Annotated in this window: 17 protein-coding genes; 12 read left to right on the forward strand and 5 right to left on the reverse strand. The window is 70.5% G+C overall.

Features of this window, described 5'->3' with window-relative positions:
• Positions 1-10: 10 nt before the first annotated feature.
• Positions 11-1,216, forward strand: coding sequence for an MFS transporter (locus tag ACIG5F_RS32900; RefSeq protein ID WP_396523821.1), 1,206 nt, complete (start codon positions 11-13; stop codon positions 1,214-1,216).
• Here the strand turns inward: ACIG5F_RS32900 and ACIG5F_RS32905 are convergent.
• Entirely contained in the window at positions 1,186-1,677 is a 492-nt protein-coding gene (locus ACIG5F_RS32905) for a hypothetical protein (RefSeq protein WP_396523822.1), read from the reverse strand. The two genes, ACIG5F_RS32900 and ACIG5F_RS32905, sit on opposite strands and share 31 nt — an antisense overlap.
• Positions 1,674-2,321: a peptidoglycan recognition family protein gene (locus ACIG5F_RS32910; protein WP_396523874.1), complete on the reverse strand. Its 648-nt coding sequence runs from the start codon at positions 2,319-2,321 to the stop codon at positions 1,674-1,676. Before ACIG5F_RS32910 ends, ACIG5F_RS32905 begins: the two co-directional genes overlap by 4 nt.
• A 142-nt stretch (positions 2,322-2,463) precedes the next feature.
• Between ACIG5F_RS32910 and ACIG5F_RS32915 the strand changes: the two genes are divergently transcribed.
• Both ACIG5F_RS32915 and ACIG5F_RS32920 read left to right on the forward strand, forming a co-directional pair.
• Positions 2,464-3,732, forward strand: coding sequence for an MFS transporter (locus tag ACIG5F_RS32915; protein ID WP_396523823.1), 1,269 nt, complete (start codon positions 2,464-2,466; stop codon positions 3,730-3,732).
• Positions 3,733-4,141: 409 nt separating this feature from the next.
• Positions 4,142-4,642, forward strand: coding sequence for a Uma2 family endonuclease (locus ACIG5F_RS32920; RefSeq protein ID WP_396523824.1), 501 nt, complete (start codon positions 4,142-4,144; stop codon positions 4,640-4,642).
• 722 nt (positions 4,643-5,364) lie between these two features.
• Here ACIG5F_RS32920 and ACIG5F_RS32925 read toward each other — a convergent pair.
• A complete protein-coding gene (locus tag ACIG5F_RS32925) occupies positions 5,365-5,805 on the reverse strand; it encodes a L,D-transpeptidase (RefSeq protein ID WP_396523825.1) in 441 nt (146 codons plus the stop codon).
• A 296-nt stretch (positions 5,806-6,101) separates the two neighbouring features.
• Here ACIG5F_RS32925 and ACIG5F_RS32930 point away from each other — a divergent pair, with 296 nt between their 5' ends.
• Entirely contained in the window at positions 6,102-6,395 is a 294-nt protein-coding gene (locus tag ACIG5F_RS32930; RefSeq protein WP_396523826.1) for an iron-sulfur cluster biosynthesis protein, read from the forward strand.
• A gap of 76 nt (positions 6,396-6,471) precedes the next feature.
• Here the strand turns inward: ACIG5F_RS32930 and ACIG5F_RS32935 are convergent, their stop codons facing one another.
• Positions 6,472-6,894 carry a DUF4383 domain-containing protein gene (locus tag ACIG5F_RS32935; protein ID WP_396523827.1) on the reverse strand — a complete coding sequence of 141 codons (423 nt, stop codon included), beginning with the start codon at positions 6,892-6,894 and terminating at the stop codon, positions 6,472-6,474.
• 135 nt (positions 6,895-7,029) lie between these two features.
• Here ACIG5F_RS32935 and ACIG5F_RS32940 point away from each other — a divergent pair, with 135 nt between their 5' ends.
• The 6 genes from ACIG5F_RS32940 (at position 7,030) to ACIG5F_RS32965 (ending at position 11,578) form a co-directional block, all read left to right on the forward strand.
• A complete protein-coding gene (locus tag ACIG5F_RS32940; RefSeq protein ID WP_396523828.1) occupies positions 7,030-7,944 on the forward strand; it encodes an ABC transporter ATP-binding protein in 915 nt (304 codons plus the stop codon).
• 125 nt (positions 7,945-8,069) lie between these two features.
• On the forward strand, positions 8,070-8,789 hold the full coding sequence (locus ACIG5F_RS32945) for an ABC transporter permease (protein WP_396523829.1): 720 nt from the start codon (positions 8,070-8,072) through the stop codon (positions 8,787-8,789).
• A gap of 6 nt (positions 8,790-8,795) precedes the next feature.
• A complete protein-coding gene (locus ACIG5F_RS32950) occupies positions 8,796-9,905 on the forward strand; it encodes a sensor histidine kinase (protein ID WP_396523830.1) in 1,110 nt (369 codons plus the stop codon).
• On the forward strand, positions 9,898-10,530 hold the full coding sequence (locus ACIG5F_RS32955; protein WP_396523831.1) for a response regulator: 633 nt from the start codon (positions 9,898-9,900) through the stop codon (positions 10,528-10,530). Before ACIG5F_RS32950 ends, ACIG5F_RS32955 begins: the two co-directional genes overlap by 8 nt.
• Before the next feature lie 221 nt (positions 10,531-10,751).
• The gene (locus tag ACIG5F_RS32960; RefSeq protein WP_396523832.1) at positions 10,752-11,159 is read left to right on the forward strand and encodes a hypothetical protein; all 408 of its coding nucleotides are present in this window, start codon (positions 10,752-10,754) and stop codon (positions 11,157-11,159) included.
• Between the two features lie 44 nt (positions 11,160-11,203).
• Positions 11,204-11,578 (forward strand): FKBP-type peptidyl-prolyl cis-trans isomerase, encoded by a 375-nt coding sequence (locus tag ACIG5F_RS32965; protein ID WP_396523833.1) that lies wholly within the window; start codon positions 11,204-11,206, stop codon positions 11,576-11,578.
• Between the two features lie 142 nt (positions 11,579-11,720).
• Here ACIG5F_RS32965 and ACIG5F_RS32970 read toward each other — a convergent pair whose 3' ends face one another.
• Positions 11,721-12,905 (reverse strand): dipeptidase, encoded by a 1,185-nt coding sequence (locus tag ACIG5F_RS32970; RefSeq protein ID WP_396523834.1) that lies wholly within the window; start codon positions 12,903-12,905, stop codon positions 11,721-11,723.
• Positions 12,906-13,223: 318 nt separating this feature from the next.
• Here ACIG5F_RS32970 and ACIG5F_RS32975 point away from each other — a divergent pair, with 318 nt between their 5' ends.
• Complete coding sequence (locus ACIG5F_RS32975; protein WP_182837310.1) at positions 13,224-13,877, forward strand: response regulator transcription factor; 654 nt, start codon at positions 13,224-13,226, stop codon at positions 13,875-13,877.
• A 90-nt stretch (positions 13,878-13,967) separates the two neighbouring features.
• Positions 13,968-15,212, forward strand: coding sequence for an HRDC domain-containing protein (locus tag ACIG5F_RS32980; protein WP_396523835.1), 1,245 nt, complete (start codon positions 13,968-13,970; stop codon positions 15,210-15,212).
• The last annotated feature ends 129 nt before the right edge of the window (positions 15,213-15,341 follow it).

Genomic DNA, 15,341 nt, shown 5'->3' on the forward strand with positions numbered 1-15,341 from the left:
CAGTCACGATGTGTCGCAACGGAGAACTCTGGGCGTTCTGGTGGCCGCGCAGATCGCCGGCAGCATCGGGACCGGCGCGTCGGTGTCGGTCGGCGCGGTGCTGGCCGCCGACCTGTCCGGCTCGGCCGCGTGGTCGGGCAGCGCGTCCACGATGAGCACGCTCGGGGCGGCGTTATGGGCGTTGCCGCTGGCCCGGGCCGCAGCCGCGCGTGGCCGGCGGCTGGCGCTGAGCCTGGGCTGGGCGGTGTCGTTGCTGGGAGCCGTGCTCGTGATCGCCGCCGCCGTGGCCCGCTCGTTTCCGTTGACACTTCCGGCGATGCTGTTGATGGGGGCGGGGAACGCGGCCAATCTTCAGTCCCGGTTCGCCGCCACCGACCTGGCCGATCCACGCCATCGCGGCCGCTCGCTGGCCCTGGTGGTGTGGGCGTCGACGATCGGCGCGGTGGCCGGGCCGAACCTGACCAGGCCGGGCGCTTCCGTGGCCGAGTTCCTCGGCATCCCCACGCTGTCCGGTCCGTTCGTGTTCTCCGCGGCCGCCGCCGGCGTCGCCGCCGTCGTGCTCTTCGTCGCCCTACGCCCGGATCCCTTGGCCCGCAACGGCTCTCGCGGCCGCAACCTGCGCATCGGCTGGGCGGCCGTCAAGTCCTCGCCGCAGGCCCGGTTCGGCGTGGCCACCGTGGCCTTCTCGCACGCCGTCATGGTGTCGCTGATGGCCATGACCCCGGTGCACATGCAGCAACACGGCGCCACCCTGACCATCGTCGGCCTCACGATCAGCCTGCACATCGCCGGCATGTATGCGCTTTCCCCGGTGATGGGCTGGATCTCCGACCGGGTGGGCCGGGTCCGCACCGCCCTGGCCGGGCAGGCGATTCTCGTGCTGGCCGTGCTGCTCGCCGCTCTGTCCGGCGACTCCATGACCGTCGTCACCATCGCCCTGATCACCCTCGGCCTCGGCTGGTCGATGTCCACCGTCGCCGGCTCCACCCTGGTCGCCGACTCCGTCGAACTGGCCCGCCGCCCGGCCGTGCAGGGCGTCTCCGATCTGCTGATGAGCCTCGCCGGCGCGATCGGCGCCGCCCTGTCCGGCGTCGTCCTGACCCTGATCACCTACACCGGCCTCAGTCTGGCCGCCGGCCTGCTGGTGCTGCCGGTGATCGTGTTCAGCCTGACCGTGCCGGCCCGTCAGAACCAGGGGTTGGACCAGCCGAGGTAGTGGCCGCTCCACTTGCTCTCGATGGTGGCGATGGTGGTCTCGCTGAGCTTGCCGGCGGAGACGATGTCGTTGGAGACGAACTTGCCGCTGCCGATGGAGATCATCACGTGGCCGTAGGTGCTGCCGGGGATGCTGAAGAAGGCCAGGCCGCCGGCGGGGACGGTGGTGCCGGAGTGCTTGTAGGCCGAGGGCATGGCGTTCCAGTGGGCGGCGGCGCTGGCGTGGCCGCTGGCGGAGCGGCCGTAGGCGAGGGCGACGACGTGGTCGCAGCGGTGGTTGTAGTCGGAGCTGGTGACGCCGACGTGGGCCTTGGCCCAGGAAACGGCCTGGGCGCAGGTTTTCGGGTTGCTGGTGGCGGGGCTGGCACAGGTGGCGGCGGCCGGCGCGGCGGTGGCGGGGGCGGCGATCGCGACGGGGGCGGCCAGCGCCAGCAGGGTGGCGGCGACGAGCAGGGGCTTCAAGATTGTCCTCCCAGTTTCGCGGCGACGTCCGAGCGCAGCTGCGGCAGCATCGTGTAGAGCACGTCGCCGGGACAGTCGGTGTTGTAGTAGTCGCGGTGGCCCTGAATGGCGGTGGGCGAGATCGAGTACTGGTGGCAGACGTAGGCGCACAGCGTCACCAGGGAGTCCCACAGCTTGGCCGGCGGCGCCACGGCCATGTAGTTGCCCTCGTTCTCGATGCCGATGGCGATGTCGTTCTGCCCAGGGCAGTGCGCGGCCCGCACGATCTCGGCGCCGCCGCGCAGCGTGGACAGGCTGTTGTGCCGGCCCTCCAACAGGAATCCGCCGCGGGTGTTGGTGAAGTGCTGGCCGGTGTCGCTCCAGTGGTTGTCGTCCATGTGGTGGTTCTGGATGGACCGGGCCAGCGCGTACGCGTGCGCCTGCGAGTAGTCGGTGCTGTTGGGCGTGTCGGTGTGGTGCACGAGGATCCGCACCGGCTTGTGCGGCAACACGGTGAGCGGGTCGGCCGGCGGTCGCGCGCCCCAGGTGTCGCAGCCGGTGATGGTCGGCACGGTGACGGCCGCCGCCGACCCCGCGCCCAATGCCATGCCACCCAGGGCGATGCCGGATAGCGCGGCCGTGCGCAGCAGGGTCCGCCGGTCCATGAAGTCCACGGGAGAACTCCGTTCGTCAGGTACTCACAGACTTCTGGCCACCGTCGCCAACGGTCAACGAACGGTCCCGAAAAGTCCCGTTCCGTCAACTGTGAAACCAGCGGCGACCAGCGGCAAGTGGCACCATTCGCGCATGACCGAGCAGCGCACCCGCCACCGGCTCCCGGTCCGCGTGCTGGTCGCGGCCAGTGTCGGCAACGCCATCGAGTGGTACGACTGGACGATCTACGCGACGTTCAGCATCTACTTCGCGAAGGTGTTCTTCCCGGCCGGCAACGACGTGCTGGCCCAGATCAACACGGCCGCGACCTACGCGCTGGCCTTCTTCTTCCGACCGCTGGGCGGCTACCTGCTCGGCCGGTGGGCGGACGTGCGGGGGCGCAAGCCGGCGATGATCGGCACGATTCTGCTGATGGCCGGCGGCTCGCTGCTGATCGCCGTGCTGCCGGGCTTCGCGCAGGCGGGCTGGCTGGCCCCGATCCTGTTGCTGCTGGCGCGAATCGCCCAGGGGTTGTCACTGGGCGGTGAAGTGTCGAACGCCTCGGCCTACCTGGGGGAGATCGCCCCGCCGGACCGCCGCGGCCGCTACTCGTCGTTCTTCTACATATCAACGGGTTCGGCGGTGCTGCTGGCCTCGATCCTCGGCTACCTGTTGGCGCACACCATGTCGACCCAGGCGCTGACCGAGTACGGCTGGCGGATCCCGTTCGTGGTCGGCGGCCTGCTTGGCCTGGTCGGCCTGGTGCTGCGCAGCACCCTGCACGAGACGGAACCGTTCCAGCAGAACAAAACCCGGGTGCAGCACCCGCTGCGCACCACCCTGCGGGATCACCCGAAGGCGGTGGGCTGGCTGGTCGGCACGACGGCGGTGTCGACGCTGGTCTACTACACGTACTTCAGCGCGCTGACGCCGTTCGCGGTGACAAGCCGGCACGCGGCGGCCCAGGACGTGTTCCTGGCGCTGTCCATCGGCACGGCGCTGTTCGTCGCGCTCCAGTACCCGGCCGGCGCACTGGCTGATCGGTTCGGCCGAAGACCGCAGATGCTCGTGTTCACCGCGGCGACGGCGGTGCTGAGCGTCCCGCTGTCGACGCTGATCGGCCCCGGGCTGGGCGGCCTGATCGTGGTGTTCTGCGTGGGACTGGGCCTCTACACGGCGCAGACCTCCATCGCGCCGGCGCTGATGAGCGAGCTGTTCCCGACCGAGGTCCGGGCCCTGGGCATCGGCGCCTGGTACAACGTCACGGTCGCGCTGCTGGGCGGCACCGCGCCGCTGGTGATCAACGCGCTGGCCGCGGCCGGGCTGTCCACACTGTTCTTCTGGTATCTCACCGCGATCGCGGTGATCAGCTTCGTGGTGGTGCTCACCCTGCCGGAAACGAAAGGCAAGACCCTCACGTAGTTTTCACTCGGCCGTCGGGGTTTGAGATTCGCGCGGTAGCCGACCGTGACACGGCCGTGTTGTTGGCGCAACGCCATCAGCCAGCGCAGATGGGCGGCGGTGGGCCGTTTGGGGCATAGCCGGCAAAATCACCCGGACAGCCGCTAGGCCCCCGGGCGGCCCAACGGTTTCCGCCGATTCGGCTACCGTGCGCAGCGCGCGGCGGCGATCATCGCGGCAACCAGGACCGGCGCTGTGCCGGTCGGGTCGCCGAACTCCGCCGGTTCAAGAGGATTTCGCGTGGAAGTCGTCTCTTCCCGACCCCGGTACGCTGCCGGGCGGGTGGATCGTCGGCACGGGGAGGCTCACCATGGGAAGTGTTCCTGCATTTCCCCACGGTAGGCCGCTGACGCGGGCGGACCTGGAGGCGATGCCAGATGATGGGCACCGCTACGAACTCGTGGACGGGACGCTCGTCATGAGCCCGTCGCCCCGTCCATTGCACCAGCGCATCGTCGCGCGACTGCTGATCGCGCTGACGATGAACTGCCCGGAGCACCTGGAGGTGCTGCCGGCCCCCGTCGATGTCGTGCTGTCCGACAACACCGTGTTCATCCCGGACGTGGTGATCGGCCGGCGCGAGGACTTCACCCCGACGCATCTGGCCGGCGTGCCGGAGCTGGTGGTGGAGGTGCTGTCGCCGAGCACCCGGCTGGTCGACCTGAAACTCAAGCGGGCCAAGTACCAGGAGGCGGGCTGCCCGAACTACTGGCTGGTGGATCCGGCGCTGCCGGAACTGCGCTGCCTGGCCCTGCGGGACGGGGTGTACAGCCAGATCCTGTCCGTGGTCGGCGACGAGATCGTCGAGGTGTGCGAGCCGTTCCCGACGCTGCTCAGCCCCGCTCAGCTGGTGGCGCCGCACGGTCGCTGACCGTCTCGGACTCCTCGGCGCGGCGCGGTTGTCTGGGCTGTCTGCGGTCGAACAGGCGGTGCAGGTAGATCGTCTTTCGGGGCGGTTTCTCGGCGTCTTGCGGTGTAGCCATCGCTCCATGATGCCCGCGGTGATCTTGACTTCGGCCCGGATCACGCCTCGGCGCGGCGACCGGCCCGCGACCGTCGCCAAGCGGCCGGCGGCCGGTTCGGCCCGACTGATCATGCCGAACGGCCATATCTGCCCGAAAGAACCCGGCCCCGACTTGACGAGCCGGCGTCGCCTCTCGTAGACGGGGGTCGGCTCGCCAGCGGCTCCGCCCCGCCCGAGCGGTCGAACAACCGCCTCAGGACGGAGTGCACGCGTGCGTCTCACCGGACGCCGGCTGACCGCCGGCTTTGCCGTCGCCCCACTGGTTGTCGCGGCCATCGCCGCGCCGGCCGCCCAAGCCCGAACGGCAGCTACCTCGACAACCTTGAGCGCACCCTTCCCCTCAAGGCCGGCCAGCGCGTGTCGCTGACGTGGCGCGGCGGCGTGATCGCGCCGGCACCGGCCACTGTGGACGGTCCCTGCTGGCTGTGCCGCGACGGCGACACCGATGTCTCGGGCGACACCGGGCAGTGCAGCGACGGCCCGACCGGCCTCGGCACGCCGAACGGACTCGGGGCCTGTAAACAGGAAAGACGCGGGTGGCGCGCTGTCAGCGCCACCCGCGTCTCATCTCACGACACTACCTGAACCACGTCACCCGGTTGCAGGGCAACGTAGAACTGGGCGGCCGCGCTCGGCGACAGGTGCACACATCCGTGCGAGGGCACGTTCAGACTGCCCTGGTGGAAGGCGTCACCGCCGTTGAAGAACACCGAATACGGCATCGGCGCGTTGTTGAAGATGGTGCTGCGGTGGTGCAGATCCTTGAACGTCACGCGGAATGTGCCCGGATCCGTCGGCGCGGTCGCCATGCCGGGCATCGCCGGCACCGGTCCGTAGGTCACGGCTCCGCCGCGCATCAGCCACGCCTGGTGCGTCGACAGGTCGACGCAGGCCCGCGCGGCCGCGGAACACGGGGCCGACGGCGCGGCCTGAGCCGGCGCCGCCAACGCCCAGACGGCACACCCAGCGGCGATCGTCGCGCCCACAGCCAACTTCGCTGTACTGGTCATGAATTTCTCGCCTCCGTCCTCAACGGAGGAGCTACCCCACGGCCACGGAGCCCAAACACGAGAACGTGGCCGCGCGCCCCCGACCTGCGCGCGGCCACGTCGTTCACCCGCACCGACCCGGGTATGCCCACTTCGGAAGATCGACAAACCAGGAATAAATTTCCCGTTGCCGTCAAGTGCTGTGACCACCCGGGTTCAGATGTCCACAAAGGACACGGCCGGCGGTCGCGCTGCACGGCCGGGAACTCGCGGCTAGCGTGGCTGGCTCAACTCCAACGACGTCGAACGGAGACTCCATGCTCACGCTCACGCCGACCGCCGTGGAGGTCGTGCGCAGCCTGACCAGCGACGACGGCGTGCCCGAGGGAACCGGGCTGCGCATCGCCAACCAGGACGGCCGCCTCGCACTCGCCCTGGCTCCCCAACCGGACGACGCCGACCGCGTGATCTCCGGTGAGGGCGCGCGACTGTTCCTCGACGACTCGGCCGCCGCCTACCTGGACGACAAGATCCTCGACGCCGCCGTGGACGACCAGGGCAACCCCACGTTCACGCTGGCCAGCCAGCAACCGCCGACCGCCGCGCCGTAGCGGCCCGGCGCCTCAGACAACGCGAACGCCACGTGCGCGGCCGCCGGGCCGTGCACGTGGCGCGTCGTGCGTCAGGTCAGTGGCGGTCGGAGCCCATGAACGGGGCGGCGACCATGAGCGCGCACATGGCGCTGATGCTCAGGACCACGATGTGCAGGATGTGGTCGGCGAGGTTGAGGCCCAGCGAGTCCGGGATGGCCACGCCGTAGCAGAAGAAGCCGGAGAACACGGCGAACTGGAGCATCGCCCAGATCGCGGTCAGCCTGCGCACGAACGAGGTGATCACGCCGACCACGCCGAAGATCACCAGCAGCAGGCTGTGCAGCGGGCTGAGCGCGAAGCCGAGGAAGGTGACGTCCGGCGTCGCGTCGCCGAGCGAACCGCCGTGGCCGAGCACCAGCCCGGCGACGCCGATGACGGCGATGAGCACGCCGACCACCCCGAAGATCAGTCGCGGCACGCGCGAGTGGTCGACCATCTCCTCCGCCTTTCGGGACACCAGTGGATCTCAGTCGGGGATCCTCGCACAGTCCACGTGAGCGCTTGTGCCGACCCCGCCATCCACCGATCGGTTGACCCCGGTCTGATCACCCGGTCGATCCCGTGACAGCGCCGCACAAGCGACGCTTGTCCCATGGACGTCATCGAGATCGAGCACCTCCACAAGCGTTACCGGGATCACGTCGCCGTGCAGGACGTGTCGTTCACCGTCCAGAAGGGCGAGATCTTCGGCGTGCTCGGCCCGAACGGGGCCGGCAAGACCACCACCGTGGAGTGCGTCTCCGGCCTGCGGGTGGCCGACGGCGGCTCGATCCGAGTGCTCGGCCTGGACCCGCACCGCGACCACGACCGGCTGACCGGCCGCGTCGGCGTGCAGCTTCAGGAGAGCCAGCTGCCGGAGAAGATGCGGGTCAAGGAGGCTCTGAAGCTCTACGGCTCGTTCTACCCCGACCCGATGGACTGGCGGCAGCTGCTGGACGACTGGGGCCTGGCCGAGAAGGCCGACGCCCCGTTCGGCAAGCTCTCCGGCGGCCAGAAGCAGCGCCTGTTCATCGCGCTGGCGCTGATCGGCAAGCCGGAGATCGCGGTGCTCGACGAGCTCACCACCGGCCTGGACCCGGCGGCCCGCCGCGACACCTGGGGGCTGGTCGAGGACATCCGGGCCCGCGGCGTCACCGTGTTGCTCGTCACGCACTTCATGGCCGAGGCCGAGCGGCTGTGCGACCGGGTCGCCGTCATCGACCGCGGCCGGGTGATCGCCCTGGACACGCCGGCCGGCCTGGTCTCGTCGCTGGCCGTCGAGCAGCGCATCCGGTTCCGGCCGAGCGTGCCCGTGCCCGACGGCCTGCTCAGCGACCTGCCCGAGGTCACCTCGATCCGCGAGGTCGGCCCGCAGCTGGAGGTGTCCGGCACCGGCGACCTGCTCCAGGCCGTCACGTCGGTGCTGGCCCGCAACCGGATCGTGGCCGCCGACCTGCGGGTGGAGCAGGCCAGCCTGGACGACGCCTTCGTCGCGCTGACCGGTCGCAAGGTCGAAGAGGCGCACTGAAGCCCGCCCGCCCACCAACCGGCCGCACAGAACCACTACGGCCCGACCCGGGTCTCATCGCGCGGAACTCCGGGCGACGCCCTGACGGCCGCCACCCCACGACCGATCTTCGAGGAGACCGACCGATGAGCGCCCAGATGCGCATCACCGCCAGCGAACTGCGCCTGTACCTGCGGGAACCGAGCGCCGTCGCGGCCACGCTCGCCCTGCCGCTGCTGATCATCGTGGCCTTCGGCCTGGTGATCGACCCGGCCGAGCACGATCCGATCGTCACCTACTTCCCGGGCCTGGCGATCTCGTTCTCGCTGGCCGTCCTGTCGCTGAACCTGATGCCGTCGATCCTGGCCGGCTACCGGGAGAAGGGCATCCTGCGCCGGCTCTACACCACGCCCGTGCACCCGTCCAAGGTCCTGATCGGACAGTTGCTGGTCAGCTGCACGGTCGCGGTGGCGCTGGCCGCGGTCGTGATCGGCGCGGGCACCGCCATCGGCTTCCCGCTGCCCGCACAACCGCTCGGTTTCGCGCTCGCCTTCGTGCTGGGCTGTGTGTCGCTGTTCTCGGTCGGCCTGCTGGTGGCCGCGATCGCGCCGACGGCCCGGATCGCCGGCGGCGTCGGCGGTTTCCTTTTCTTCGTCAGCATGTTCCTCGGCGGCGTGTTCACCCCGCGCGAGACGCTGCCCGGGTTCCTGGGCCAGATCGGCGACTACACGCCGCTGGGCGCGACCATGGCCGCCATCCGCGACTCGTGGGCCGGCGACTTCCCGCAGCCGTTGCACCTGGCCGTGATGGCTACCATCACGGTGGTGTTCGGGCTGGCCTCGGCCCGGCTGTTCCGCTGGGAGTAGCACGGCATGACCGAGAGGGACCGGCTGATCTTCTGGGTCAGCGGCTACGTGCTGCTGGCCGTGTCCACCGTGCTGGCGCTGACCGTGCCGCTGGGAAACCACCAGCCCGGCTGGGTCACGCTGGCCGTGGCCGGGGTGACCGCGCTGTGGCTGACGCGGACCCGGCTGGGCATGCCGCGCTGGCCGGTCCTCCAGTACGTCGTGTTGCTGGCGCTGATCATCGCGCTGCTGTGGACCAACTCCTGGTTCTCGCTGTTCGCGGCGATCGGCTTCGGCCAGGCGATCAACCTGCTGCCGACCCGCTGGATCGCCATCGGCGTCGGCGCCCAGGCCGTGCTGTCGGTGCTGGTGCAGCAGGTCGAGGGACAGGTGTGGTCGGTGCTGGCCAGCGTGATGCTGCCGATGATCTACGCGGGCGTGATGGTCGGGCGGCAGAGCGAGAAGCACCAGCGGACCAGCGAGGAGCTGGCCGAGGCGCTGGCCGAGAACAGCGGCCTGCACGAGCAGCTGCTGGTGCAGGCCCGGGAGGCCGGGGTGCTGGACGAACGGCAGCGGATGGCCAGGGAGATCCACGACACGCTGGCCCAGGGCCTGGCCGGCATCGTCACCCAGCTCCAGGCGGCCGAGCAGACCGGGGACCGCGAGCACCTGGACAAGGCCGCCCAGCTGGCCAGGGAAAGCCTGGTGCAGGCCCGCCGGTCGGTGCAGGCGCTGCGGCCGGAACCGTTGGAGGACAGCAGATTGGTCGACGCGGTGGCGGAACTGGCGGAGAACTGGTCGCGGGAGGCCGGCGTGCCGGCGACCGTGTCGACGGACGGGCCGCCGCGGCCGGTGACGCCGGACCGGGAGGTGGCGCTGTACCGGGTGGCGCAGGAGGCGCTGGCCAATGTGGCCAAGCACGCCGGCGCGTCCCGAGTGGGCGTCACCTTGTCCTATCTGGACGACCAGGTGGTGCTGGACGTGCGCGACGACGGCCGCGGGTTCTCCCGGGGGCGGGACGGGGGTTTCGGGTTGACCGTCATGCGGCAGCGGATGGACGGGGTCGGCGGCACCCTGGCCGTCGAGTCGGAGCCGGGGGCCGGCACCGCGATCTCGGCGAGCGTGCCCGGTGAGTGACCCGATCCGGCTGCTCATCGTCGACGACCACCCGGTCGTGCGCAACGGCCTGCACGGCATGTTCGCCGGGGACCCCGAGTTCGAGGTGGTGGGCGAGGCCGCCGACGGGGCCGAGGCCGTCGCCTACGCGCAATCGCTTGCGCCCCACGTCGTGCTGATGGACCTGCGCATGCCCGGCATGGACGGCGTAGCGGCGATCCGAAAGCTAGCAGCGCTAGCAGTCCCGTCCCGGGTGCTGGTCCTCACCACCTACGACACCGACAGCGACGTGCTGCCGGCCATCGAGGCCGGCGCCACCGGCTACCTGCTCAAGGACACCCCCCGCGCCGAGCTCCTGCGCGCCGTCCGCGCCGCCGCCCGGGGCGAGGCCGTGCTGTCCCCCACCGTCGCCACCAAGCTGCTCGGCCAGGTCCGCGCCCCGGCCAAGGACGACCTGAGCAAGCGGGAGCTAGAAGTCCTAGCACTGATAGCCAAGGGCGCCACCAACCGCGAGGCCGCCGCCCAGCTGTTCATCAGCGAGGCCACGGTCAAGACCCACCTACTGCACCTGTACGCCAAACTCGGCGTCTCCGACCGCGCCGCCGCCGTCGCCACCGCCTTCGCCCGCGGCCTGCTGCGGGGATGAGTCGGCGTTCAACGTCATGAAGGGCCCCTTCCTGACGTTGAACGAGAGGTTCGGTCCCTCGATCTTGAGCCGCCGCGCGGCCACGAACAGCGCCGCCGGCCGCCGCGCAACGGCCGCCCGGCCGAGCGCCGCGACGGCGATTCCTCGCTCCACGCCAGCCTCGCGATTTCCGGCCCGAGGCTCTGACCTGCGCCGTATAGTCGGCAGCGGGGGTGGCCGCCATGCCGACACCGGTCTTCGTGCTCACCGTTTCCACCGCCGTCCTGTGGGGCGTGGCGGCGATCCGGGTGTGGCTGGTCCTGCCCCAGCAGCGGCAGCCGCTGGCGGTGGCCTTCCTGGCGGTGCCGGTGGTCGGCCTGGTCTTCGTGGCCTTCGGCGGCCCGGCGGTCGGGAACATGGCGATGGGGCTGGCGACGGTGGTGGGCCTCGGGTTCTGGCTGCTCACCGGGCTCAAGCCCGAGCGGGCGGTGGAGTTCCCCGACGAAGAGCCGGAAGCGCGGGTCACGCACCGTAGCGGCGAGCTGCTGATGCGGCGGCAGCTGAGCGTGGTGGGGGCGGTGGCGCTGCTGATGGTGATCCTCGCCATCACCCTGCCCTGGCTTCGGGACGTGCCGTGGCTGAGCGGCTGAGCGCTAGGGTGGGGCGCACCTGAACACGTGAGGAGAGCTCCACCATGGCGCTGGAAAAGCCCATTGTCGAACCGCACGACGGCACGGCCCCGACCGATCTGGTCATCGAGGACATCACGGTCGGCGATGGCCCCGAGGCCACGCCCGGCCAGCTGGTGAACGTGCACTACGTGGGCGTGGCGCACTCGACCGGCGAGGAGTTCGACGCCTCCTGGAACCGCGGCCAGGCCTTCCAGTTCCCGCTCGGCGGCGGCCGGGTCATCCAGGGCTGGGACCGCGGCGTGGCCGGCATGAAGGTCGGCGGCCGGCGCAAGCTGGTCATCCCGCCGCACCTGGGCTACGGCGACCGCGGCGCCGGCGGCGTCATCAAGCCCGGCGAGACCCTGATCTTCGTCGTCGACCTCCTCGGCGTGAACTGACCCCAGCGGTCACCGCTTGGAAGGGGGCCTTCCTCCACTCGGAGTGGAGGAAGGCCCCCTTCCAAGCGTCGCCGGTGGCGTGCACGTGCAGCGGCGGTACGGCCGTCCAGAGCAGTCAAGCGTCCGATTTGCCCGTTTACCGTCACACGATCGGGTGAAGTTTGCGGCTGACCTGCTCGGCCTCCCGCAGCACACGCAGCGTGTTCGCGCCGGCGAGCTTCGTGCACTCCTGCTCGCTCCAGCCCCGCTCCAGCAAGGCCGTGAACAGGCGCGGATAGCAGGAGACGTCCTCAAGGCCCTCGGGCTGACGGGGCACGCCGTCGTAGTCGCCGCCCAGCCCGATGTGGTCGATGCCGGCGACCTCGCGGGCGTGCTCCAGGTGCCGGACCACGTCGTCCACGGTGACCTGCGGCTTGTCGCCGCCGCCGGTCCAGCCCGCCTCGAAGGCGTTGCGTTCGGCCAGGTCACGGTGGTCGGCGCCGGCCGCCGCCATGGCGTCGCGCAGCCGGTCGTCCCACTCCGCGAGGGGCTGCGACACGAACCTCGGCACGAATGTGACCATGCACACACCGCCCTTGGCGGCCATGTCGGCCAGCACGTCGTCGGGGACGTTGCGGGGATGGTCGGCGACCGCGCGGCAGGAGGAGTGGCTGAAGATGACCGGCGCCTCGCTGACCGCCAGCGCGTCGCGCATCGTGGCCGGTGCGACGTGCGACAGGTCGACCAGCATGCCCAGCCGGTTCATCTCGCGCACCACTTCGCGCCCGAAGTCGTTGAGACCGTTGTGCACGGGTTCGTCGGTCGCCGAGTCCGCCCAGTCGGTGTTGTTGTTGTGCGTGAGCGTCATGTAGCGGACGCCGAGCCGGTGCAGCGCCCGCAGCGCGCCGAGCGAGTTGTTGATGCTGTGGCCGCCCTCGGCGCCCAGCAGCGAGGCGATGCGGCCGGCCGCGAACGCGGCTTCCGCCTCGTCAACCGTGCGAGCCAGCTGAAGATGCTCCGGATAGCGGTTGACCAGCTCGTACACCACTTCGATCTGCTCCAGCGTGGCCGTGACCGCGCTGTGACCTTCCAGCCGGCAGGGCACGTACACCGACCAGAACTGCAAGGTCAACGCCCCTTCGCGGAGCCGGACCAGGTCGGTGTGCAGATCTGTCCGGCGAACCGTCAGATCGGACGAGGCCCAGTCGGCCGCCCAGCCCCGTTCGCCGGCCAGTTCGCGCAACGCCCAGGGCAGGTCGTTGTGGCCATCCGCCAGTTGGACCCGCCTCAGTAGGGCGTTTGCACGTGCAGCCGCACGTCCATCTGCGCGTTCCGAACCGATCGTCACGACCGCAACTCCTTCATGTCGTTATGAACCGTTCTCGCGTTAGCCAACTCGCCAGGAGTCCCTCGATCGTGCGACAAACCTGGCCGCCGGTGACAACTCGATCGGGACAGATACCCATTTGATCGTCCCGCTGACCCGCTTGGGCGGCTACGCTGCTGCCGTCGACACCACTTTCGGTCGATCAGTGGCGCGGCTGATTGGACGAAAGTCCCGGTGCCGGTCGGGGGGCACGACCGACTCCAGGGAGGTAGTGACGTGGCTGCCGTCGGCTTAGGTCAGGCCGTTCGTACCACGCCAGCCGGCTCGTTGCCGGCGAACATGGTCCCGCACCCGCGGGAAGAGCTGTTTTCAGTGCTGGTGGTTGACGACCACCCACTGTTGAGGGAGGCGATAGCCGCTCGGCTTACCCAGATGGGTGCCGGCACAGTGCATGAGGCCGCGTCGGTGGCCGAGGCGAGGGCGCGAGCCCTGGCCACGGGACCGTGCGACCTGGCGATCCTTGATCTCGGGCTGCCCGACGGAAGCGGCATCGACCTGGTCACGGAACTCCGTGCTCAGGGCTGGCCGCGCATCGTGGTGCTCGCGTCCTCCGACGACCCCTATGCGGTCCGCTCGGCCTTCCAGGCAGGCGCCCAGGCGTACCTGCTGAAGTCCGCGTCGCCGATGGTGGTCACCGACGGAGTGCGCCGAGTTCTCGACGGTGGCGTCTACGCGGACCCGAGTGTGGCCCCGGTCCTCGCTGCGGGAACCCGGGTGCCCGGAACCGACAACACGCCGCGGGAACTGTCCGCACGTGAGGTCGAGGTGCTCCAGCTGGTCGCCGATGGCCAGTCCAACAAGGAGATCGGCGAGGCTCTGAACCTGTCCGCGCTCACGGTGAAGTCTCACCTGTCGCGGATCGGCCGGAAGCTGGGCACCGGGGATCGCGCTCAGATGGTGGCGTTGGCCATGCGGGCCGGCGTGATCCGCTGAGTACGGAAATACGGATGCAAGGCGACGCGAAGACCGAGCAGAACGTGATCCACGCCCGCGCGGGGCGTCGAGGACGTAGGGTCTTCCGCCGTGGATGCACCCTGCTCTGAACCGAAGGACCCGACCGGAGAAACCCCGGTGCTGCTGACCGAACCCGCTGAGGGGGTTCCGCCAGTGGTGTCCGATCCGGCAACGCTGCGGCGCGCGGCCGCAACGCTGGCGGAAGGGACGGGTCCGGTGGCGGTGGACACCGAAAGGGCATCGGGCTACCGCTACTCGCAGCGCGCCTACCTGGTGCAGCTGCGTCGAGAGCAGGCAGGCACCGTGCTGGTCGATCCGGTCGCTCTGGGCGGCCGGATCGACCCGCTGGTGGACGCCATCGCCGACACCGAGTGGGTGTTGCACGCGGCGTCCCAGGATCTGCCGTGTCTGGCCGAGCTCGGCCTGCGACCGGCGACCCTGTTCGACACCGAACTGGCCGGCCGGCTGGCCGGCTTCGACCGGGTCGCGCTGGGCTCGATGGTGGAACGCCTGCTGGGCTACCACCTGGAGAAGGGCCACGGCGCCGCCGACTGGTCCCGTCGCCCGCTCCCTCAGGACTGGCTGACCTACGCGGCTCTCGACGTGGAGCTGCTGGTCCCGCTGCGCAACGTGCTGGAGCACGAGCTGCGCGAGCAGGGCAAGCTGGAGTGGGCCCTGCAGGAGTTCGAGGCCGTGCGCACCGCGCCCGCGCCCAAGCCGCGGGCCGAGCCGTGGCGTCGGACCTCGGGCATCCACCGGCTGCGCAATCCCCGCCAGCTGGCCGCCGTGCGGGCGCTGTGGGAGGCCCGGGACGGGCTGGCCCGCCAGCGGGACATCGCGCCCGGGCGGGTGCTGCCGGACAGCGCGATCATCGACGCCGCCGTGACCGATCCGGCGACCGAGGCCGACCTGCTGGCGCTGCCGGTGTTCCGCGGCCGGTCCCAGCGGCGGACCGTGAAGGTGTGGGCGGACGCGCTGGCCAAGGCCCGTGGCCTGGGCCGCAAGGAGCTGCCGGAGGTCTCCCCCGCGCACGACGGGCCGCCGCCGCCCAACCGCTGGGCCGACCGCGACCCGGACGCCGCCGCCCGGCTGGCCGCCGCCCGGGCCGCGCTGACCTCCATCGCCGAGAGCCTGAAGCTGCCGGTGGAGAACCTGCTGCTGCCCGACCTGGTCCGGCGCACCTGCTGGGAGCCGCCGGCCGACCTGGATCCCTCGGCCGTGGCCGAGGTGCTGGCGGCCGGACACGCCCGGCCGTGGCAGATCGAGCTCACCGCCGAGCCGCTGAGCAAGTCGCTGAAGGCTGCGGCAGCATGAGTTGGGCCACCCTGCTGGTTACCGGCCAGTAACTCAGACTAGAGTTCGGGTTACCGGCCGGTAGTGACCCCGGTCGACCCGTACTCAGAGCTGAGGAGGAGCACGCCGTGGCCGCACCAGTAGCGCCGA

This window comes from Kutzneria sp. NPDC052558, assembly GCF_044547355.1.
GTDB lineage: Bacteria > Actinomycetota > Actinomycetes > Mycobacteriales > Pseudonocardiaceae > Kutzneria.